Source organism: Ensifer sp. GW823-FHT05D09 (assembly GCF_058795755.1).
This window is the reverse complement of the sequence record NZ_JBXAIA010000002.1, coordinates 841,396-860,917: the sequence shown is the minus strand read 5'-3', so window position 1 is coordinate 860,917 and position 19,522 is coordinate 841,396. Positions and strand designations below refer to the sequence as shown.

The window sequence follows — 19,522 nt, the reverse complement described above, 5'->3', positions numbered from 1 at the left end:
GGCGATCTCATATTGACAATATGCAGCCTGAGGTTGAAGTGTCTTTAAAGCCTTAGGGGAGACTCGCAGTTGAATGCACCAATGAAGAAGGCCGTTCTGACAGTCGGTTCCATTGTCTTTCTTGCGATCCCATCGGCGAACTCAGCCGAGAGAGATGCCCCCCTCGACCCATCCTGCGCAATCGTCAACCGGGCATACGCCAACACGCGTGCGACGGAGCTCTACGGCGGGCTAATGTTTGAGGCCAAAGCGGACGGGTCTTATGTGCCGATAAGAGAGTATCGGTTCAGGAAAAATGCGGTGTTCCGTCGATGGGTGCCCGGTGAGTGGAGGGAGGAACGTCGAGTGAATCCACCGCTGTCATATAGTTCAGGGCCGCGGTTTAGCGACTGCCGCCAAATCGACAGCCCAACTCCGCAAAGCAAGTCGGGCCGCTATGCGGCCAAATGGTACGGCGCGCCGTACACTGGAAAAGTTGAAGTCTGGCTGATGCCCGATGAGTTGAAGCTCGAAAGGGTTTTGGTCACCTATGACGAACATTTTCGCCCGGCGCCTTATGTCAGCCAGTTAGAGCTGTTCAGTTACGACCCCGACAATACCGAGTTTCCGAAACCGTAGTCGCGGAGAGCCTGCGTGATAGATGCAATAAGGACGCCGTTACTAATCGCCATCTCTGTTGCGTGGTTCTCATTCACGTCAGCGAGTTCTGCTTTTGCAGAGCCTTCGCTTGATCCTACTTGTTCGGTGATCAACGAAGCCTACAGGAACACCAGATCTACCCCGCAATATAGTCAGGTCCTGTACGAAGTAAGGCCCGACGGCCAACAACTTGCTTTTCTGGAGGCTCGTTTTTCCGGCTCTGTTTTATATGAGCGCTACGCCGGGAAGGGCGAAAAATGGTCTAAACCAACTACTGTGGATTGGCGCCTAGCAGATTCCAACGGTCCGAAGTTCAGCGCGTGCAAACTTGTAACTCGACCTACGAAGGATGTAACTTGGGGCAGCTACTACACCGCCGTGTGGATCGGCGGATGGTTCAAGGCTGATGCGGAAATCTGGCTGACAGGAGACGGCCTGAGGTTTCAGAAGCTTCAGCGACGGTTTCGCGGTGAGGGGCAGTTTAAGTTCCAAGTCGCAATGGAGACCTTCAACTACGATGCTGTGCAGCCAGGCACGCCGACCGACGACCAAGTCGACCAGTCTAAAACCGCATTTCCGCATTGACTGGTAAGTTGGTACTCCGGACGCCCGAAGGTGATGTGCGAGATCCCGCAGCAGGTCGAGGGCGGACAGCTTCGGCGACGGCCGCTGGTGCCGTGTTCCTTTGGAGGAAACTTCGACGTATCGGCTGATCGACCGGACGTGGGCGGCAATCTCCAATTTCAGTGGATCTCGCCGCCCTCATCTAGCGGCGCTGGTTTTCGGTCATGTCACGGGTCCGCTTTGGTCGCTAGGGACAAAGCGTCTGCTAGAGCTAAGGGCAATCGCTCGGCGTCGGCTTTGCCGAGGCGATCCGGCGGTGCATGTTTGCCCTCATCGGCAGAGAGTGAGAGATCGAAGCACGCTGTGAATTGTTTCACAATCATTGCTTGCGCTGTTGTGGTTTGACGCTCTTGTGGAGTACTCCTCCTGCAAGAAAATCTCGTGAAACGGGAACGGGGCGGAGCATCATAGCGATGAGGATCAAGATCACGTCGTTGTTGACGCTGTTGGCATTAGCAACAACGGCGACAGCTGAAGAAAAAGTTGTATGGGATCCAAACTGCGAGCCAGTAAACCGTGCCTATGCGGCTACTCGCAGCACCGATCGGTACAGCGTGGTGCTCTATCAGGTTAGTCCTAGCGGTGACATTAAGCCTCATCTGGAAGGCAGGTTTACCGAACGAGCCTACTTTGAGAGGGACGTTTCATCCAGCACAGGCAAATGGATCCAACACAGCCCGCCAGGCTGGGCCATCTGGGATTCGAAGGGGCCGAGATTCTCTGAGTGCAAGATTGTGGGTGGTGTCGATGGCAACTCTGAATCGGGTGGACACTACACCGCCAGGTGGCACGGGTATCCATACGAGGCCGATGCAGAGATCTGGATTTCTGGAGGCGACAAGAGGCTTGCCAAGGTCGTCCGCCGTTATCGGAACGGACGCTGGCGGTTTGCGTTTCCAAATGTCCTGGAGGTTTTCAACTTCGATCCAGCAAGTGCCGCGCCCCCTTCCGAGTTTGAGCCGAAGGTCGTCAACTAGGCACTCCGTGCGATCCTTCCAGTCAAAGATGCTTCCGAACAGCAGAGATACCCATGAGTAAAGCTTTCTTCATCTTCGCCTTTGCGACACTCACTCTCCCAAGCGCCTCTAGCGCCGCGCAGTGCCCAACGGCCGCGTCGGCAAAAAACGGCTTTTCACTACTACAGGAGGAAGTTCAAAGCGAATTTCGCCCCTATCACGGACCGATAGTCAAAATCGTGAACAGATTTGGTACTTCGCAACCTCAGACGGTATTTTCGTATCGAGGATTGATCGACCTTTCACTGATTGATGGGGATGTGCAGCGGGCCAATCATCCGCTCTCCGACTTGAGTGGCGTATTTCCGCTAAAAAAGGGTTCACGGCATGACCTCTCGTTTGTGTCCCTGAACAAGGATGAGAACGCCGGGACTGAATACACCTACCGGCTTGAGGTCGTTGGCCAGGAAACCTTCGAGTTGGGCGACTGCAAGTACAAGGTGCTCAGGGTGAAACAGACTACGATGAGGGGCGCGGAGAAATTGGACGTTTGGACCGCGCTCTATTCCCCAGACCTTGCCGCGACCGTTGCCAGAATATATGACGAGGGCACGGCGCAAGAAGACACCGTAGCCTATGAGCGCATCCGCTTGCTTCAGCGTTAACGTTGTGGAACTGGCATTTCACTCGTGGCTTCGGCCCGCCCGATGCGCCTTAGTGGAGCGTCTGCACGGGATGTTCTGTAAACGTCTGGATCCCATCACGCTCGATCGTGGCGATGAACTCTTCATAGGCTTCGCGGTCGGTGGGGAACGAATCTTCCCAGACGGTGGAGTAACCTTCCTCGTCGATCACCTCGAGGGTCCAGTCGAGATTGGAGCCCGTCGGGCGCGAGATGCGGATATGGACGACGACATCGTCGTCGGCAAACTCGCCGGACAATTCCGAAAGCTCGAGGTCTTCTTCTGTTTGGGTCATGAGCGTTTATAACATGTCCTGAGTGCGCGAACCAATCTTGTGACGGCTCCCGGGCCTTGCCTCTCTGCTGAGGCTGCATCTGCGCAGCCGGGCGGGCGGGATCGTTTGACATCTTGATAGGCCGAAAGGCGGTTACCATACAATAGGATAGGTGCGGCCGGGGTTGCTTAGCAACCCCGGCCGCTTTTGTGCGTCGTCAGGTGGCAACAGCGAGGCGGACGGCTGATCGCCTCGGACATCGGGCGCCGACAACCCTTTCGCCTCTGCGGCGTCACTGCGTGGGCTTCGGTGACCATGGTGCGCTTCTGCGCTCGAACCACATTGCGCGCTCGCACAAGGCTGCCTCGCTACGGGTGCCGGAGCGAAACTCGCCGATAATGAACTTTGCCAGGCGATCGGCGCGGTCGTCGCTGCGCGGCATCCCCGCGGCAAGACAGGCTGTGTCCAGGACCCGTTGGAGCATGGCAATTTCCGCTGGGCTGAACGCACAATCCAGGTTCTTGGCAAGATGCCCGGAATGATGACGATGCATTTGAACCTCCCATATGCGGCGGCGGCAGCACCTACTTTGCCTTCCCGGCATCTGTCGGCGCGCACGCACGTATCAATCGGTCGAGGTCCGCCTTATAGGGTCCGTATTTCGCGAAAAGCTCGCGGGCTTCCAACGGCGGTAGGCCGGATGCGGTGATAAACTCCTCCAGATCGTATCGCGTGTTCCAGTTTTTGACGACCCGGCTGAACTGTCCTTTCGTGTCCGATGCAAACATGATGAACCTCCTGTACTGCAGGTTAGAATTCGCGACGCGAACGGTGGTTCCAATACGTCGAAAATTCCGCCTTCAGCTGCGGCTTCAAATCGCCCGCCAGTTGTGTTTAATAGGCGAGCGGCTTGTGCCGCCGGATCGATGGCGCTTATCGATCGGTTCAATTCCGGGAGAATGCCTTTGATTTCCGTTGCCATCCTCGAGATCTCACCGGCTGCGGCGGTGGAGAGGACAGCCTTTGTGACTGGAATGACGGTCTAGGCGCACTTTCTCCGTCCGGCTTTGGAGCGCCACCTTCGTGGCGTGCCTGCTGCACAACCCCATGGATCGGGATCGATCCACAAGGGAAATATGCAGAAAAATTAGAACGTTACGGCAAGCCTTCGCATCATGTGCGGCGGGCTGCGCTGTAGTGTGGGATTGAACATGATAATCGAAGCGACTGAAAGTGACTTTGACGCACTGCTGAGCGGCATTGCGCCGCGACGCCTGCGACTGGTGCCGGATAGCCCGATTGCGCCTGCCGACGTGCTGCAGATGCTGGCTGATTTTGCCAACGGCGTCCGTGCGCATTTCTCCCCTTCCGCCTGGATGATCGTAGAGGGCGGCGAGATCGTCGGCCTTTGCTCGGTCGTTCGGATCCCGGAAGGGGGCGAACTGCACATCGGCTACGGCGTCGCGCCGACCAGGCAGGGGATGGGGGCGGCCACGCGTGCTGTGGGCTTGTTGGTGGCGGAAGCGCAGCGGGATACCCGTATTTCGGCGGTCTCAGCCGAGACCTCGATCGACAACATCGCCTCCCAACGGGTACTCGAACGCAACGGGTTCCAGCGTATCGGGGAACGTGTGGATGCACAGGATGGTCCCGTGATCTGCTGGAAAACGGTCACGGCTTGACAGCACGTTGGATCGGCCGGGGTTGCTTTGCAGCCCCGGCCGTTTTTGCGCGCCAGGAGGGCTGCTCGCGGCGTTCGTTCCCGTCCGGTGGTTGAGTGTCCCATTGTCCCGGATAGCTTCTCGGCTGGCGCATTCGGAGAAATTTCGATGGTAGGCCAGAAATAACCACACTCGGCCCGTTGCAGTTGTGGTCCTCTCGGCAAGAGTGGCATAGAATGGCTCATTACACATCTTGAATGCGGTCTCGTTTATCCACGGAGAGGCCGCATTTTTTTTGTGGGTCTACAGGTGGGCACGCACGAGTGGTTTCAAGTGACCCGCATTGAGCCCTTGTTTCCACTCAGGTCATTGCACAAAAACCGATAATCGCTTGGCGCGACGTGCTTCAGTGGTAACTCGGATTCCGTCGGCCCGGTCTGGCAACCCAGATCTCGACCGTTTCCAACTCTTCCGTATTTACCGCTATCCGGCGCCGTTCGCGCCACAACGCGCATTCCAGCAGCGTCCGTTCGTCGATGTTGCCGATGCGAAACTCATCCATGATGAACTTGGCCAGCCGCTCGGCCCGCTCGCCGCGGCGTGGCACGCGCGCCGCAAAGCAGGTGGCGTCAAAAACCCGCTGCAGCATTTCGATATCATCCGGACTTAACTGTCTGCCCGAAGCTTGCGGGAGATCATGCATTCGAACCTCCTTCATGGACGTCCATAGCCAATTCCGAAGGGAGACAAGATACATCAGCTGGAATTGCAGGCAATATGGGAATATTCGCCTGCGGCTGCCGCACTGAGGGGCTGAAGTGAGGTGACCGGCAGCGTTTGCCGCGGTGCCGACCGGATGTCCGCACGATCGTTCAAGATCGGTGCAGGGGGTCCGGTGCATGTTGGCGCATCAATCGAACGAGGAACATGACGATGGATGGGATCGACACGGCCGACCGCAAGGCGATCAATTTTACCGAAAAGCTCGAAAGGATAACCGATCTGTGGCAGCCACGGGTGATTGCCGAGATGAACGATTATCAGTTCAAGCTTGTTCGTATCGAGGGCGACTTCGTCTGGCACGACCACCCGGAGACGGACGAAACGTTCATCGTGCTTGAGGGCGTCCTGCGGATCGATTTTCGCGATGGCGCCGTGCGGATCGGCCCAGGCGAGATGTTCGTGGTTCCCAAAGGGGTCGAGCACAAGCCGTTTGCCGAAAACGAGGTGCGGCTGCTGCTGATCGAGCCGCGGGACGTGCTCAATACCGGTCATGCCGGTGGCGACCGCACCGCCGAGAACGATCGCTGGATTTGAAGCATGTCGCGCAAAAGTGTGTCGCGGTTTTGCGATAACGACATGCGCAAAAACAAGAACTTAAAGCGCGCCAAGCGAATCTGAAAGATCGCGACGCGCTTTAGATGCGGCGCATGGCACACCTGATCGTTTCGCTGTGTCGCGACAGGTGATCGCGCGGACCTGACGGAAACCCCGAAGCTTCGAGGAGCCGGTCGGGGGGGCGGAGAGGCATGCGCCGGCGATGCTCCGCGGCTGCGCGCAACTGCAATGCTGGTGTAATGAAATCAGTCGAGTTTGCCGTCAATGCTCCAACGATGAGGATTGGCGTTATCCCATGTGTCTTCTCAAGATCGGTCTACTGGCGTGTCACCTGCTCGGGGTGTCATCGCAAAGCGATCACAGCCGCTTGGAAGAGAGCGCCAGTGATCGCTTTGCGCTCGAGCGGCAGCTCGTCCAGTACCGCTCGCTGCCCTGCCGTGACGGGCGCAACGGCGATCGTCATGACCATAGCTGCGATGAACTGGCGAAACCGTACTCTCGCCGAGACGAGGATTAGGCGTGGCGTGAACAGCGCGCGATGCCGCGCCCTTCGATTTCCAGCACAAGTGGTCAAACGATATGATTTTTCATCACGACAGCTTTTCATCGCCGCTGCGATACACAGCCTCCATCCTGCTGTGGCCTGCGCTCTACGTCGGTGGCCTGGCCGCGACCGGGTTGGCTTTTGCCACATCGTCACCGGTGCTCTGGTTCAATGTCGTCTACCTCTCGGTGGTGGCGATCATTGCGCTTTTTGAACGTCTCATGCCTTACGAGCCGGCCTGGCTCGCGCCCGACGGCGAGACGCTCAACAATCTCGGCCATACATTGCTGACGAAGGGGATCGTGCAGATTGCCGCGGCCTTCGGTGCTTCGTTCCCGTTGCTGGTCGCCATCTTCGCGCAGCCGTTCTTCGGCTCGCAGCCGCATATCTGGCCGGCGCACTGGTCGACGATCTCCCAGGTGGTGCTCGGGCTGGTGATTGCCGAGTTCGGGCTCTATGCCGCCCACCGACTGGCGCATGAGCGGCTTGGCCTCTGGCGTTTCCACGCGTTGCATCACAGCGTGACGCGGCTTTGGGTGCTCAACACCGGGCGGTTCCACGTCATCGATTCCCTGATCAAAGTGAGCCTTGGCCAGTTGCCGCTCTACCTGCTCGGGGCGCCGCTGCCGGTGTTTCTGTGGATCGGTGCCGTCACCGCCTTCACCGGCCTTCTGACCCATTGCAATGTCGAGATGCGCACCGGCCCGCTCGACTGGATCTTCTCGACGCCGAGGCTTCATCGCTGGCACCATTCCAAGGATTTGGCCGAGGGCAACAGCAACTACGGCGAAAACATCGTGCTTTGGGACCAGCTGTTCGGCACCTACTTCAATCCTGATCGGCCGTCCTCCACCGATATCGGCATTACCGGCAAGGTATCGCGTAGCTTCGTCGGCCAACTGGTACAGCCTTTTTCCAAGAGCGGTGCGCGACAGATCCTGGGGCGAAAGCCGGGGGCTGACTAGGAGCACCCGCAAGCCGATCGGTATCGCCGCGGTGCCGTTCAGGCGGGTAGGGCGCCGGCAAGATCTGCCGTGGCCGGACGACGTCCGCCGTCCGGCACCGAGAAGCGCAACCGATACTCCCTGGGCGACAGGCCGAGGATCTTGCGGAAGATCTTGCGGTAGGCGTTGGTGTCGTCATAGCCACTCTGCCAGGCCACCTGCTCGATCGACAAGTGCGATCGCTCCAGGAGGTCGCGCGATTTGGCAATCCTCAGCCGCTGGCAATATTCCGTCGGGTTGAAGCCGGTTGCCTTCTGGAAGCGCCTGAGGAAGGTGCGGTCGCCGAGGCCGGCGCGCTCGGCCATCATCTGCAGGGTCACGCCCTTGGTGTTGGCGCCGTGCAGCCAGTGCTGGATTTTCAGGATGATGCTGTCGCCGTGGTCGAGCTTCGGGGCAAAGACGCTGTAGTAACTCTGCTCGCGGGCGCCGGGATCGATGATCATGAAGCGGGCCGTTGCCAGCATCACGTTGGTTCCGAGGAACCGGTCCACGAGTTTCAGCCCCAGGTCGATCCACGCCATCATGCCGCCGGCGGTGATGATATCGCCTTCGTCGATCAACAGCTTGTCGGTGTCGATGCGCACGTCGAGGTAGCGGTCGGCGATCAGGTCCTGGTGCGACCAATGAGTGGTGATCGTGCGACCGGCGGCAAGGCCCGATTCTGCCAGCAGATAGGCGCCGCCGCAGACCGAGCAGATGGTGGTGCCGGCTGCGTGCTTTTCTCGCACGAAGGCGGGCAGCTGGCCCATGCGCCCGCCGACGGGCAGCTCCGCCAGCGTCGGGGGCAGGATCAGCGCGACGAGACCGGAGGAGGGCCCGGGGTGGGTGTCGAGGGTCTTTTCGACCGAGCCGTCGTCCTGAAGCTGCCAATGGGTGACGCGGATCAGCGGCGCGCTTGCACCACCCTGTTCGGTCGCCTGCATGCCGGCCACCTGGAACATGTCGGTGAGCCCATGGACGGCGGACTTCAGCGCGCGGGGATAAACGACGATGCCGATCTCCGCCGGTTCGCTTCCGGGTGGTTTTGTCACTTCTGCCCCCATCGTTGTCAGCTTTGCCGGTCGAGAGGTTAGGCCGCTCGTTCTATCAATTCAACCAGCGCTCCGGAACGGAGAGAGCAGGTCAACCGAGATGGAAGAGGGCAGGACAATGATTGAAGCAAAAGCAGTTTCCACCGCAGTCTCCACCGGCCTTTCGCGCCGCACAGTTCTTTCGGCCGCCTTTGGCGCCGCAGCGACCGCCGCGGCCGTCCCGGCCATTCGTCCGGCGAAAGCCGAGACAACACCCGTCAGCACAAGCACGACACTGGGAGCAACCACCATGGGCAGCCGCATCATCACCCGCGATGGCGTCGAGATCTACTACAAGGACTGGGGTTCGAAGGATGGCCCGGTGGTCGTGCTCAGCCACGGCTGGCCGCTTTCGTCTGACAGCTGGGAGGCGCAGGCATTCCACCTCGCCAACAACGGCTTCCGTGTCATCACCCATGACCGTCGCGGCCATGGCCGCTCCTCCCAACCCTGGGACGGCAACGACATGGATCATTATGCTGACGATCTCGCCGACCTGATCAATGCGCTTGATCTCAAGGACATCTTCCTCGTCGGCTTTTCCACCGGCGGCGGCGAGATCACCCGCTATATCGGCCGGCATGGCACGAGCCGCGTCGCCAAGGCCGGGCTGATCTCGGCGGTGCCGCCACTGATGGTCAAGACCGACAAGAACCCCGGCGGCCTGCCGAAAGAGGTGTTCGACGGGCTGCAGGCGGCGAGCCTGAAGGATCGCTCCAAGCTTTATCGCGATATTGCCTCCGGTCCGTTCTTCGGGTTCAATCGGCCGGGTGCCGTTGCCTCGCAGGGCATGATCGACAGCTTCTGGCTGCAGGGCATGATGGGCGGTCACAAGAACACCTATGACTCGATCGTCGCCTTCTCGCAGACCGACTTTACCGAAGACCTGAAGAAGTTCGACGTGCCGACGCTGATCATCCATGGTGACGACGACCAGATCGTGCCGATCGATGCGGCCGCCCGCGCTTCGAAGACACTGGTTCCGAGCGCCACGCTGAAGGTCTACCCCGGCGCGCCGCACGGCATCACAGACACCCACAAGGATCAGCTCAACGCCGACCTGCTTGACTTCGCCCGGTCCTGACTCCTGACGCCGGCCGGTGCCGCCGAAACGCACCACTGGCCGGTAGCTCTTCCTCGAAACCAGAAGGAACCGATCCATGACCCGCATTGACGAGAAGACCTCAAGCCTCAACCGCCGCTCCTTTCTCGCCGGTTCGGCCGCTGGCGCTGCCTTGCCGCTGCTGCCGAAGGGCGTCTACGCCGCCGACACCCACCGCTTCAGCCACGGAGCTTTCGAGATCGCCGTCGTCAGCGACGGCTTCCTGACCCTGCCGGTCAGCATCGTGTTGCCGGACGCAGCGCCCGAGGAGCGAGACGGCATCATGCGCCGGCTCGGCGGAACGCCGGAGGGTGCACCCTTCCACACCAACATTCCGGTGATCCGCACCGGCAGCGACCTGATCGTCGTCGACAATGGATCGGGTGGCAATTTCCAGGCGAGCGCCGGCAAGCTTTCGGCCAATCTGGCAACGGCGGGCATCGATGCAGCCGCCGTGACCAAGGTGGTCTTCACCCACGTCCATCCCGATCATTCCGGCGGCACGGTCGGAACGGATGGCAAACTCACCTTTCCGAACGCCCAATATTTCGTCTCCGAGCGCGAATGGGCGTTCTGGACGAACCCGGATTACGAAAAGGCCATGCCGAAGGCGCTGCACGGCTTTGCGCGCGGCGCGCAGCGCGATCTCTTCGCGGTCAAGGAGCGGTTGACACTGGTAAAGCCCGGCGACGAGATCGTCAGCGGCATGCAGGTGCTTGACACGCGCGGCCACACGCCCGGCCACATCTCGCTGGAGCTTGAAGGCGGCGACGGGCTGGTCATCTCGGGCGATGCGGCGACCAGCAACATCGTCTTCTTCGAACACCCGGACTGGCATTTCGGCTTCGATACGGACCCGGATCTGGCGCTGAAGACCCGCAAGATGCTGATCGACCGGGCAGCCACAGAGAAGCTGACGCTGCTCGGGTACCACTGGAGCTATCCCGGCATCGGTCGGGCCGAGCGGAACGGTGCGGCGTATCGTTTTGTCTCGGGGTCGTAAGGAGGGCGAGGGCGGCATCACTTAGTGGCGCCGCCCTTTGTCGTCAAAGCTGAAGCTCGCTGTCCTTGATGTCGCTGATGGGCGACAGCATTTCCAGCTTCAGCGGGCGAGCCTCGCGATCGTCGGCGGCGATGCGCGGCCAGTCGGGGTTTGCGAGCGCGCCACGGCCGAGTGCGATCATGTCGGCGCCGGTCTCCAGAACCTGTTCGGCCCTGGCGAGTTCGTGCAGGCTGCCATTGGCGATAACGAACAGATCCGGCGCATGCTGGCGGGCAAGAGACACCAGCGACTTGCCGCCGTCCGAAAATGCCGGTTGCCACGCTTCGAACTCGGTCAGGTGCACGAAGTCGGCGGGGCTGGCGGCGAGCGCCTTGAAGACCACGGCAGCACCTTCTACGCCCTCGGTCCATTTGTGCTTGTTGTCGTTGACCTTGGCCTGGGAGAGCCGGATGCCGACAGGCACTGCGTTGCCGACAGCGCCGCGAACGGCGTCGAGCACTGCGAGGCTCAGACCCAGCCGCTTGCCGATGCCGCCGCCCCAGCGGTCGTGCCGCCGGTTGGTGTAGTCGGTGAAGAACTGGTCGAGCAGATAGCCGTTGGCGCCATGGATCTCGATACCGTCGAAGCCGGCGACATCGATGGCGAGCGTGGCGGCTTGCGCAAAGCCTGCTATCGCTTCGGCGATATCCGTCTCTTCCATCTCCCGCGGTACGGCGTAGAGACCCTCGCCGTGGTAGGAGACCATTTGCTGGCCCCTCGGTTGCAGGGCAGACGGTCCTATCGTGTCGCTGCGAAAGCGGTTGCCCTGGGCAAGCGCGCCGCCGTGCATGAGCTGGGCGAAGATGCGGCCGCCGGCGGCATGCACGGCGTCCACGACCGCCTTCCAGCCTTCCGCCTGCTCCGGGTCTGTAAGCCCCGGCTGGCCCTTATAGGTCTGCGCATAGGCCTTGTCGGTGTAAATGCCTTCCGTGGTCAGCAGACTGAACCCACCCCTGGCGAAGCGCTCGTAGTAGCGAACCATCCGTTCGGTCGGCACGCCCGTTGCCGTAGCGCTGATGCGGGTCATTGGCGCGACGGAAAGCCGGTTGGCGAACGAGAGCCCTTTGAGCGCCGTTTCGGCCAGAGTCGGCGAGGCGACGGTGCTGTGCACGTTCATCTCAGCGTTCCTCAGTGAGCGCGATCGCCTCGATCTCGATCATCGCCTTCGGTGAATAGAGCGAAGAGACCTCGATGATGCTGTCGGCGGGATAGGGTGCAGAGAACCACTTGCGGCGCAGTTCGACGATCTTGCCGAAATTTTCCATCGAGCGCAGGAAGATCGTCACCTTCACCACCCTGGAAAGGCTGGAGCCGGCGGCGGTCAGCACCCGGTCGAGGTTGCGGAAGGCCTGCTCGGCCTGACGGTCGAAATCATCCTCGCCGACGATTTCGCCATCGTCGCCGATGGCCGCCTGGCCGGAGACGAAGACGAAGCCGTTGGCCTTGATCGCCTGCGACAAGAGGAAGGGGGCGTAGGGATCCGGCTTGGTGATGACCTGTTCGAGAAACATGGCAGTGTCCTTTCACGCGTGAGATTTTCTCAGCTCGGCGCTGTTGCCTTGGCTGTGGATCCCAATATGCTGGGGCGATCACGGGCTGACAAAGAGTGATTTCTCAGCCGATGGATGAATCTAGTTCACCTATGAGGATGGGATGAGGAAGTTGCCGCCGCTCGGTGCACTGAGGGTTTTCGAGGCGGCTGCCCGTCGGCTGAGCTTCAAGCATGCGGCGGAGGAGCTGAATGTTTCAGCGACCGCCGTCAGCCACCAGATCCGGCAGCTGGAGGAGATGCTTGAGGTTAAGCTCTTCGAGCGCGAGACGCGGCAGGTGCATCTCACCGCCGCAGGCAAGGCGCTGTTTCCGGTGTTGCGCGATGGTCTTGATCGTTTCGAGCAGACGATTGCCGATGTGCGCCGGCAGCAGGCGGGCAAGGTCGCGCGTCTTACCTCCACCGTTGCCTTCGTCGCCAAGAGGCTCGCGCCGCTTGCCGGTTCCTTCCGCGAAGCCTATCCCGACTGGACACTGCGGCTCGATGCCTCCAACCGCACGCTCGACCTCGAGGCGGATGCAGATGCTGCTATCCGGCTTGGCGGCGGGCACTATCCCGGCCTCGTTACTGAGGCGTTGTTTGCCGATCGCTTCGCGCCGGTCTGCACGCCGAGCCTTGCGCCGGCAAGCTTGGCCGATCTCAAACGGGCAACGCTCATTCACTTCGATTGGGGCCCAGCGCGCCGCAACGATCACCGCGCCCCCGTCTGGCGGCAATGGCTGGAGTGTGCGGGCGCCTCCGATGTCGATGCTAGCGCACGACTTTCCTTTACCGACGAGATCCACGCTGTCCAAGCGGCGGTCGCGGGGCAGGGCATCGCCCTCCTGAGCCTGACGCTCGTGGCACAAGAGCTTGCCTCCGGCATTCTCGTCCAGCCTTTCGACCTGACGCTGGAGGGCGACCGCTACGACCTCGTCTACAGCCCGCGCATGGCCGAGCGGCCGGCAACGCAGGTGCTTAGGGATTGGGTGCTGGAGCAGTTCGAGGGCGGGAACCGTTGAAGCCCGCCTCGGACGCGGTCAAAGAGAGCGCGTGGCTGCGACAGCGCTCAGTCTCGGAGGATGGGTCGTGCGGCTGGTCGTCGCGCGAATGGTGAAGCTCAGTCGTCGAAGCCACCGAAGGCGTCGATGTTCCTCCAGCGGCGGCTGACGAGGCGCAGCGAGCGATCCGGTTCGATCACATAGGTCTCGAACACCTGACGGCCGAATTGATCGAAGAACTGGTGCGGGACGATGCTGCCGACCGGGGCTTTCTGCAGCTTGGTGCGCGGCTGGCCGCCATAGGTGATGCTGCCGGGGATGGGCTCGAGGTTCGGCGAGTAGCCATAGGTTTGGCCGCTTGCGGTGCAGCCACCGAGAAGCAAGGCAACGGTCAGGGCGGCAAGAGCGTGTTTCATGTCGACGATCCTCTGTCGTGCAGGAGGCGGAATGGATTTCTGCCCGCTGCCATACGCGACTCCCAGCAGGCGCGATCTATTCCGGCTTTCGCAGGCAATTCTCCAACACCTTTCTCTAAAGTGTAGCGCTCCAACGGGAATTTCCAAGTTGCGGGCATGCGATTGCCAGTGGTTGCAGCCATTTGATTGCGCGGAGATATACCTAGCCGCGGGCTTCCGGCTCTTCTTCTCGCGTGAGGCCATCGCGCAGCATCTGGACCTTCTTGTTGAGATCGATCATCTCCGGCACGCTAAAGCCCGAGCGGCGGAGCAGCGTGTCGGTAAGGCACGCGGTCTTGGGGTGCAGTTCCTTGCCCTTGTCCGTCAGGAAGACCTCGACCAGTCGCTCGTCAGCCGTGCTTCTGCGTCTTGAAAGGAAACCTGCCGCCTCGAGCCGCTTTACGGCCGGCGTGATGGTGCTCGGCTCCAGGCCGAGCCGGTCGGCAATGGCCGATATGCTCAGGCCGTCCTGTTCCCACAGCGCACTGACGGCGAGATATTGCGTATAGGTCACGCCGAGCGCGTCGAGCATCGGCTTGTAGGTGCGGTTGATGGCGATCGCCGCCGCGTAGATCGAGAAGCACAACTGGCTGTCGAGTGGAAGTGGCGCCGGGGTGGTCATCGGTCATCTCCAGTTTTGTCCGTGGCTTTTCATGACCTTACCACGGAAATCATTATCGCGATAATAAAATGCTGGACAGTCGGTTCGATGAAGCGTAATTAATGATTATCGCGATAATGATTGTCGCGCTAATAAATTAAGGAGTTGCGCAAATGTTGAAGAAGTCTCTGCTTGCCGCTGCCGCCTCGCTCGCACTGGCCGCCGCCGGTACCACCGCATTCGCCGCCGAGAAGGGGGCAAAGTCTGTCGTTCTGGTTCATGGTGCCTTTGCCGACGGCACCGGATGGAGGGGGGTCTACGACATCCTGAAGAAGGACGGCTACAAGGTGAGCATCGTCCAAAACACGACGACGTCGCTTGCTGCCGACGTTGCTGCCACCAAGCAGGCGATCGACAAGAGTGAGGGACCGGTCGTGCTGGTCGGCCATTCCTATGGCGGCGTCGTCATCAGCGAAGCCGGCACGCATGAGAAGGTCCAGTCCCTCGTCTACATCGCCGCCTTCGCGCCGGATAAGGGCGAGTCCGTCTCAACGCTGATCGCCAATCCGCCGGCCGGCGCGCCGGTGCCGCCGATCCTGCCGCCGGTCGATGGCTTCCTGTTCCTCGACAAGGCGAAGTTCGCCGCGTCCTTCGCCGCCGACGTCGATGCCGAGACGGCTGCCTTCATGGCCGATTCCCAGGTTCCGTGGGGTGTCGAGGCGCTCTCCGGTGCCGTGACCGAGCCGGCGTGGAAGACGAAGCCGAGCTACTATCTGGTTGCGGCCCAGGATCTCATGATCCCGCCGGCTGCGCAGCAGATGATGGCAAAACGCGCAGGCGCCACTGTCGTCGAGGTGCCCGGCAGCCATGCGATCTATGTCTCCAACCCCAAGGCCGTTGCCGATCTCATCGAGAAGGCCGCGCAACCGGCCAACTGATCGCCGGCGCATCGCTACCTAGGCGTGACGGCCCAGGGCAGGGCCGGGAGAGGGGATTTCCCGGGCTGAGATTGCTGGCAAACCTTGAAAGGGCCGGTTTGACGGGAGGCTATCCAGTTCCCCTCATTCCGGCCCTGTGCCGGAATCCAGCGGCCTGACGTCGGTCGGGTCAAAGTACCTTCAGCCCAAGGACTTGGTCTTGCTGCAGTTTCCCGGGACAGGCACGGGAATGAGGCAGGTCTTGGCGATGAAGCGCCTCGCATTTCCCGCTCATACCCAGATTTGTCGCCGCTGCGATTTCCGATCCGGCGAAACATGCGGTAGTCCTTGGCGAACTTCCACTCGGTTTGCGCGTTAGGCACTTGCGCCTCTCGCGCGATCCATCCCGCCGCCCAGTCCCTCTGCCCAATCCAGGTATTGCATGACCGCCGAACAGTCTCTCGCGTTTCTCGTCATCGGCGCCATGATGGCATTCTTCATCTGGGGGCGGTTTCGGTACGACGTAATCGCCTGTTCGGCGCTGATGCTCGCAGTCGCGGTCGGCATCGTGCCCTACGATCACGCCTTCGACGGCTTCAGCGACGATATCGTCATCATCGTCGGCAGCGCCCTCATCGTCAGCGCCGGGGTGGCGCGCTCGGGGATCGTCGATGCGGCGATCCAGCGGTTTCTGCCCAATATCTCGTCGGTCAGGGCGCAACTGGCGCTGCTGGTGATCACCGTCACCATCCTTTCCGCCTTCATCAAGAACATCGGGGCGCTTGCGATCATGATCCCGGTCGCGTTCCAGTTCGCCCGCCGCTCGGGCGTCACACCCTCGGTATTCCTGATGCCGATGGCCTTCGGTTCGCTGATCGGCGGGCTGATGACCCAGGTCGGCACCTCGCCCAACATCGTCGTGTCGCGGGTGCGGCAGGAACTGACGGGCGAGAGTTTTACCATGTTCGACTTCACGCCCGTTGGCGCCACGCTTGCGGCCGTCGGCGTCGTCTTCCTGCTGTTTGCCTACAGGCTGGTGCCGCAGCGCACGAGCCAGCATGTCTCGGTGCAGGCGGCAATCGAGATCACCGATTACACCTCGGAAGCGGTGGTCGCGGCCGGCTCACCCGTCATCGGCAAGTCGCTAAGCCACCTCGTCAAGATCGGCGATGGCGGGGCCGTCGTCATTGCCGTGTTCCGACGCGGGCTTCATGTGGCGCCGCTGCCCGACATCAAGCTCGAGGCCGAAGACGTGCTGCTGCTCGAGGGCGGGCCGGATGCGCTCGACCGCATCGTCTCCCAGGCCAAACTGAAAATCTCCGGCGATCGTTCGCCGTCATCGAGCGAAAAGACCGGTGCCGAGATCGAGGCGGTCGAGGCGGTGATCGGCAGCGGCTCGCCGCTTGTCGGCATGTCGGCGCAGCGCCTGGCGCTGTTCAATAACCACAACATCAACCTGCTTGCCGTCAGCCGCCAGGGCGAGCGGCTGAAGCAACGGCTCGGTAGCATCCGCCTCAGGGCAGGCGATATCGTCGTGCTGCAGGGCGCGCGCCGCGAGCTGCCATCGTTTCTGCAGGATTTCGGCTGCCTGCCGCTGGCGCAGCGCGAGATCCTGCTCGGCACCATCCGCAAGGCGACCTTGCCCCTTCTTGTTCTGGCCGCTGCCATGGGCTCGACCGCGCTCGGCCTGGTCCCGATCCCGATCGCCTTCTTTGCCGCCGCCCTTGCCATGGTCATCTTCCGCATCATTCCGCTGCGCGACGTCTATCGCTCGGTCGACGGGCCGATCCTGGTGATGCTGGCGGCGCTGATCCCGGTCAGCGATTCCCTGCGCACGACAGGAGGAACCGATGTCATTGCCAGCTGGCTCGGCACGGTCGCAACCGGCCTGCCGCCCGCCGGCGCCCTGACGCTGATCCTGCTTGCGGCCATGGCCGTGACGCCGTTCCTCAACAATGCCGCGACCGTGCTTGTCATGGCGCCGATCGCCGCCAGCTTCGCGACCGCGCTCGGCTACCGGCCCGAAGCCTTCCTGATGGCCGTTGCTATCGGCGCCGGCTGCGACTTCCTTACCCCGATCGGCCATCAGTGCAACACCCTGGTGATGGGGCCAGGTGGCTACAGGTTCAGCGATTACCCGCGCCTCGGCCTGCCGCTCTCGCTCGTCATTGTTGTCGTCAGCATCCCGACGCTGATGCTGGTGTGGCCGCTGCGATAGATGGAAGATGAGGGGCTTCAACCGGCGAATGTGCGCCGCCGGGCCAAAGGGCGTTGCTACCCAAGAACCGTAACCAGCACCGCACCCCAGAGCGCCAGCAGCACATTGCCGATTGCATAGCCAAGGCCGTAACCCAATGTCGGGACCTTGCTTCCCGCTGCCTCCTGCACGGCGGCCAGCGCCGGTGCCGAGGTGCCGGCGCCGCAGCAGGTGCCGGCGAGCAGGCCTTCGTTCATGCGGAAGACCCAGCGGCCGAGCGCGAGTGCGGCCAGGTGCGAAATCACGCAGATCAGCGCACTTGCGATGACGAGCGCCGGGCCGGACTGAACGAGACCGGCGACGAAGCTTGGGCCAGCCGAAATGCCGACGCAGGCGATGAAGGCGCAAAGCCCGACACTGTCGAAGAACCAGAGCGTGGCTTCCGGCACGAAGCCGAAGGTGCGCCTGATCGAGCGTAGCCAGCCGGCGACGAGGCCGGCGACCAGCACGCCGACCGCGACGCCGAGGCCGATCTCCAGCGCGCCGAGCTTGAGGGCGGGAATGCCGATGAGGCCCCCGAGGAAGATGAACACGCCGACAAAGACCATGTCGGTCGCCGTCGTCTCGCGGTCGGCATAACCAAGGAGAGCTGCCGCATCCTCCACGTGGCGCCTCGCGCCGGCAATCGACATCACGTCGCCGCGACGCACGGTCAGCCCCGGGAAGATCGGGATCGTCTGGCCGGCGCGGAGGATCCCGCGCAGGAAGACGGAACGCGCTTCCGGTCGCTGGTTGAGCTGCCACAGGCGTTGTCCTGCAACCTCCTTGTTGGTCACGACGACGTCGAGAACCTCGACCGGGATATCGAGCAACTCGCGATCGTCGATCTCGGTGCCGATCCGGCTGGCATACTCCACCAGAAACCCGCGAAGCCCGGCAACGGCAATGACGTCGCCCACCTGCAGGCGCTCCTTGGCAGCGGGGGTGATGATCTCGCTGCCCCGGCGGATCTGTTCGATATAGGCCTTCTGCCGCTCGGGAACGCGTGCCTCCGCCTCCTGGACGGTGAGGCCGACAAGATTGTCGCCAACAACGAACGCGCGTGCCTCGATCTCGCGGCGTGCGCTGTTGCCGGTGTCGTTCGGAGTGATGTTGAGTTCTGCCTCGAGTTCGGCGCAGGCGTCCTTCAGGCTGCGGCCGAACAGTCTTGGCGCCAGTTGCGACTGCACGAGGATGGCGCTGACGACACCGACGAGATAGGCGACGGCAAAGCCGGTCGCGACAGCGGACTCGAACTGGCTGGCAGCCTCTGGCGTCGGTGCTGTCTTTCGGAACGTGTCGATGGCGACACCAACGGTTGCCGATTCCGTTGTCCCGCCGGCAAGCACGCCCGCCGCCGTTCCCAGATCGAAGCCGAAGAAGATGGAAAGAACGATCGCCACGCCAAGTGCCACGACGCAAAGCGTCACGGTGACGGCGATCTGCGGCAGGGCGTCGGCATTGAGGCTCTGGAAGAATTGCGGGCCGGTGCGGTAGCCGATGGCGAAGAGAAAGAGCAGGAAGAACGCCTGCTTCACATCGTTCGAAAGCACGGCGCCGGTCTGGCCGATCAGCACGCCGGCCAGCAGGCAGCCGGTGACGGCGCCGACCGTCACGCCGGCGATGGTGATCTTGCCGACGGCATAACCGATGCCGAGCGCCAGGAACAACGCCAGTTCCGGATGAGCCCGCAGAATGCTGAACGCCTGTTCGACCACGTGACGATCCTTCGAGATTGAGCGCCGGACGCCGGTGGGCTGCGTGCCGAATGCAGATGGGTTTTCAACGATATGCGGCGCCTGAAGCCTTCGGTCGATTTTCGGACGCGCGGGAATGCGGCTCAGGAA

General features: G+C 61.7%; 21 protein-coding genes. 12 read left to right on the top strand and 9 right to left on the bottom strand.

Going from position 1 to position 19,522, the window contains the following annotated elements:
* Positions 1-81: 81 nt before the first annotated feature.
* From AC1Q80_RS09925 to AC1Q80_RS09910, 4 genes are all read left to right on the top strand, one after another.
* A complete protein-coding gene (locus AC1Q80_RS09925) occupies positions 82-618 on the top strand; it encodes a hypothetical protein (protein WP_492360293.1) in 537 nt (178 codons plus the stop codon).
* A gap of 15 nt (positions 619-633) precedes the next feature.
* The gene (locus AC1Q80_RS09920; RefSeq protein ID WP_492360292.1) at positions 634-1,224 is read left to right on the top strand and encodes a hypothetical protein; all 591 of its coding nucleotides are present in this window, start codon (positions 634-636) and stop codon (positions 1,222-1,224) included.
* Between the two features lie 452 nt (positions 1,225-1,676).
* On the top strand, positions 1,677-2,240 hold the full coding sequence (locus AC1Q80_RS09915; protein ID WP_209791445.1) for a hypothetical protein: 564 nt from the start codon (positions 1,677-1,679) through the stop codon (positions 2,238-2,240).
* A 53-nt stretch (positions 2,241-2,293) separates the two neighbouring features.
* Positions 2,294-2,884 (top strand): hypothetical protein, encoded by a 591-nt coding sequence (locus tag AC1Q80_RS09910; RefSeq protein WP_209791444.1) that lies wholly within the window; start codon positions 2,294-2,296, stop codon positions 2,882-2,884.
* 49 nt (positions 2,885-2,933) lie between these two features.
* On the opposite strand, the gene AC1Q80_RS09905 is transcribed toward AC1Q80_RS09910, so the two are convergent.
* Positions 2,934-3,197: a hypothetical protein gene (locus AC1Q80_RS09905; protein ID WP_173420361.1), complete on the bottom strand. Its 264-nt coding sequence runs from the start codon at positions 3,195-3,197 to the stop codon at positions 2,934-2,936.
* A 271-nt stretch (positions 3,198-3,468) separates the two neighbouring features.
* On the bottom strand, positions 3,469-3,729 hold the full coding sequence (locus AC1Q80_RS09900) for a hypothetical protein (protein ID WP_492360291.1): 261 nt from the start codon (positions 3,727-3,729) through the stop codon (positions 3,469-3,471).
* A gap of 658 nt (positions 3,730-4,387) precedes the next feature.
* Here AC1Q80_RS09900 and AC1Q80_RS09895 point away from each other — a divergent pair.
* Positions 4,388-4,858, top strand: coding sequence for a GNAT family N-acetyltransferase (locus AC1Q80_RS09895; protein ID WP_492360290.1), 471 nt, complete (start codon positions 4,388-4,390; stop codon positions 4,856-4,858).
* A gap of 385 nt (positions 4,859-5,243) precedes the next feature.
* Here the strand turns inward: AC1Q80_RS09895 and AC1Q80_RS09890 are convergent, their stop codons facing one another.
* Positions 5,244-5,540, bottom strand: coding sequence for a hypothetical protein (locus AC1Q80_RS09890; RefSeq protein WP_173420357.1), 297 nt, complete (start codon positions 5,538-5,540; stop codon positions 5,244-5,246).
* 230 nt (positions 5,541-5,770) lie between these two features.
* Here AC1Q80_RS09890 and AC1Q80_RS09885 point away from each other — a divergent pair, with 230 nt between their 5' ends.
* Together AC1Q80_RS09885 and olsE are read left to right on the top strand one after the other, a co-directional pair.
* Positions 5,771-6,154 (top strand): cupin domain-containing protein, encoded by a 384-nt coding sequence (locus AC1Q80_RS09885; protein ID WP_492360289.1) that lies wholly within the window; start codon positions 5,771-5,773, stop codon positions 6,152-6,154.
* 600 nt (positions 6,155-6,754) lie between these two features.
* Positions 6,755-7,684 (top strand): ornithine lipid hydroxylase OlsE, encoded by a 930-nt coding sequence (gene olsE / locus AC1Q80_RS09880; protein WP_492360288.1) that lies wholly within the window; start codon positions 6,755-6,757, stop codon positions 7,682-7,684.
* Positions 7,685-7,722: 38 nt separating this feature from the next.
* Here the strand turns inward: olsE and AC1Q80_RS09875 are convergent, their stop codons facing one another.
* A complete protein-coding gene (locus AC1Q80_RS09875) occupies positions 7,723-8,754 on the bottom strand; it encodes a GlxA family transcriptional regulator (protein WP_492360287.1) in 1,032 nt (343 codons plus the stop codon).
* 118 nt (positions 8,755-8,872) lie between these two features.
* Between AC1Q80_RS09875 and AC1Q80_RS09870 the strand changes: the two genes are divergently transcribed.
* Together AC1Q80_RS09870 and AC1Q80_RS09865 are read left to right on the top strand one after the other, a co-directional pair.
* Positions 8,873-9,877 carry an alpha/beta fold hydrolase gene (locus AC1Q80_RS09870; protein WP_492360286.1) on the top strand — a complete coding sequence of 335 codons (1,005 nt, stop codon included), beginning with the start codon at positions 8,873-8,875 and terminating at the stop codon, positions 9,875-9,877.
* A gap of 76 nt (positions 9,878-9,953) precedes the next feature.
* Positions 9,954-10,898, top strand: a complete 945-nt coding sequence (locus AC1Q80_RS09865) for an MBL fold metallo-hydrolase (protein ID WP_492360285.1) — start codon at positions 9,954-9,956, stop codon at positions 10,896-10,898.
* A gap of 43 nt (positions 10,899-10,941) precedes the next feature.
* Here AC1Q80_RS09865 and AC1Q80_RS09860 read toward each other — a convergent pair whose 3' ends face one another.
* Both AC1Q80_RS09860 and AC1Q80_RS09855 read right to left on the bottom strand, forming a co-directional pair.
* Positions 10,942-12,054 carry an NADH:flavin oxidoreductase gene (locus AC1Q80_RS09860; protein WP_492360284.1) on the bottom strand — a complete coding sequence of 371 codons (1,113 nt, stop codon included), beginning with the start codon at positions 12,052-12,054 and terminating at the stop codon, positions 10,942-10,944.
* A 1-nt stretch (position 12,055) separates the two neighbouring features.
* Positions 12,056-12,448 carry a RidA family protein gene (locus tag AC1Q80_RS09855; protein ID WP_209791437.1) on the bottom strand — a complete coding sequence of 131 codons (393 nt, stop codon included), beginning with the start codon at positions 12,446-12,448 and terminating at the stop codon, positions 12,056-12,058.
* A gap of 142 nt (positions 12,449-12,590) precedes the next feature.
* Between AC1Q80_RS09855 and AC1Q80_RS09850 the strand changes: the two genes are divergently transcribed.
* The gene (locus AC1Q80_RS09850) at positions 12,591-13,487 is read left to right on the top strand and encodes a LysR substrate-binding domain-containing protein (RefSeq protein ID WP_173420349.1); all 897 of its coding nucleotides are present in this window, start codon (positions 12,591-12,593) and stop codon (positions 13,485-13,487) included.
* Positions 13,488-13,585: 98 nt separating this feature from the next.
* Here AC1Q80_RS09850 and AC1Q80_RS09845 read toward each other — a convergent pair whose 3' ends face one another.
* Together AC1Q80_RS09845 and AC1Q80_RS09840 are read right to left on the bottom strand one after the other, a co-directional pair.
* Positions 13,586-13,882, bottom strand: coding sequence for a hypothetical protein (locus AC1Q80_RS09845; protein ID WP_173420348.1), 297 nt, complete (start codon positions 13,880-13,882; stop codon positions 13,586-13,588).
* Between the two features lie 202 nt (positions 13,883-14,084).
* On the bottom strand, positions 14,085-14,543 hold the full coding sequence (locus tag AC1Q80_RS09840) for a MarR family winged helix-turn-helix transcriptional regulator (RefSeq protein ID WP_173420347.1): 459 nt from the start codon (positions 14,541-14,543) through the stop codon (positions 14,085-14,087).
* Between the two features lie 152 nt (positions 14,544-14,695).
* On the opposite strand from AC1Q80_RS09840, the gene AC1Q80_RS09835 reads away from it, so the two are divergent.
* Positions 14,696-15,460: an alpha/beta fold hydrolase gene (locus AC1Q80_RS09835; protein WP_173420346.1), complete on the top strand. Its 765-nt coding sequence runs from the start codon at positions 14,696-14,698 to the stop codon at positions 15,458-15,460.
* Between the two features lie 421 nt (positions 15,461-15,881).
* The gene (locus tag AC1Q80_RS09830; protein ID WP_492360283.1) at positions 15,882-17,657 is read left to right on the top strand and encodes an SLC13 family permease; all 1,776 of its coding nucleotides are present in this window, start codon (positions 15,882-15,884) and stop codon (positions 17,655-17,657) included.
* A 56-nt stretch (positions 17,658-17,713) separates the two neighbouring features.
* On the opposite strand, the gene AC1Q80_RS09825 is transcribed toward AC1Q80_RS09830, so the two are convergent.
* Entirely contained in the window at positions 17,714-19,393 is a 1,680-nt protein-coding gene (locus tag AC1Q80_RS09825; protein ID WP_492360282.1) for an aspartate:alanine exchanger family transporter, read from the bottom strand.
* Positions 19,394-19,522 lie beyond the last annotated feature (129 nt).

Excerpts from the sequence above, each read along its gene's own strand:
- AC1Q80_RS09910 (WP_209791444.1), top strand. The coding sequence starts at position 2,294 with ATGAGTAAAGCTTTCTTCATCTTCGCCTTTGCGACACTCACTCTCCCA.
- AC1Q80_RS09835 (WP_173420346.1), top strand. The coding sequence starts at position 14,696 with ATGTTGAAGAAGTCTCTGCTTGCCGCTGCCGCCTCGCTCGCACTGGCC.
- AC1Q80_RS09915 (WP_209791445.1), top strand. The coding sequence starts at position 1,677 with ATGAGGATCAAGATCACGTCGTTGTTGACGCTGTTGGCATTAGCAACA.
- olsE (WP_492360288.1), top strand. The coding sequence starts at position 6,755 with ATGATTTTTCATCACGACAGCTTTTCATCGCCGCTGCGATACACAGCC.
- AC1Q80_RS09845 (WP_173420348.1), bottom strand. The coding sequence starts at position 13,882 with ATGAAACACGCTCTTGCCGCCCTGACCGTTGCCTTGCTTCTCGGTGGC.
- AC1Q80_RS09870 (WP_492360286.1), top strand. The coding sequence starts at position 8,873 with ATGATTGAAGCAAAAGCAGTTTCCACCGCAGTCTCCACCGGCCTTTCG.
- AC1Q80_RS09855 (WP_209791437.1), bottom strand. The coding sequence starts at position 12,448 with ATGTTTCTCGAACAGGTCATCACCAAGCCGGATCCCTACGCCCCCTTC.
- AC1Q80_RS09850 (WP_173420349.1), top strand. The coding sequence starts at position 12,591 with ATGAGGAAGTTGCCGCCGCTCGGTGCACTGAGGGTTTTCGAGGCGGCT.
- AC1Q80_RS09860 (WP_492360284.1), bottom strand. The coding sequence starts at position 12,054 with ATGAACGTGCACAGCACCGTCGCCTCGCCGACTCTGGCCGAAACGGCG.
- AC1Q80_RS09840 (WP_173420347.1), bottom strand. The coding sequence starts at position 14,543 with ATGACCACCCCGGCGCCACTTCCACTCGACAGCCAGTTGTGCTTCTCG.
- AC1Q80_RS09885 (WP_492360289.1), top strand. The coding sequence starts at position 5,771 with ATGGATGGGATCGACACGGCCGACCGCAAGGCGATCAATTTTACCGAA.
- AC1Q80_RS09905 (WP_173420361.1), bottom strand. The coding sequence starts at position 3,197 with ATGACCCAAACAGAAGAAGACCTCGAGCTTTCGGAATTGTCCGGCGAG.
- AC1Q80_RS09865 (WP_492360285.1), top strand. The coding sequence starts at position 9,954 with ATGACCCGCATTGACGAGAAGACCTCAAGCCTCAACCGCCGCTCCTTT.
- AC1Q80_RS09895 (WP_492360290.1), top strand. The coding sequence starts at position 4,388 with ATGATAATCGAAGCGACTGAAAGTGACTTTGACGCACTGCTGAGCGGC.
- AC1Q80_RS09900 (WP_492360291.1), bottom strand. The coding sequence starts at position 3,729 with ATGCATCGTCATCATTCCGGGCATCTTGCCAAGAACCTGGATTGTGCG.
- AC1Q80_RS09830 (WP_492360283.1), top strand. The coding sequence starts at position 15,882 with ATGACCGCCGAACAGTCTCTCGCGTTTCTCGTCATCGGCGCCATGATG.
- AC1Q80_RS09925 (WP_492360293.1), top strand. The coding sequence starts at position 82 with ATGAAGAAGGCCGTTCTGACAGTCGGTTCCATTGTCTTTCTTGCGATC.
- AC1Q80_RS09890 (WP_173420357.1), bottom strand. The coding sequence starts at position 5,540 with ATGCATGATCTCCCGCAAGCTTCGGGCAGACAGTTAAGTCCGGATGAT.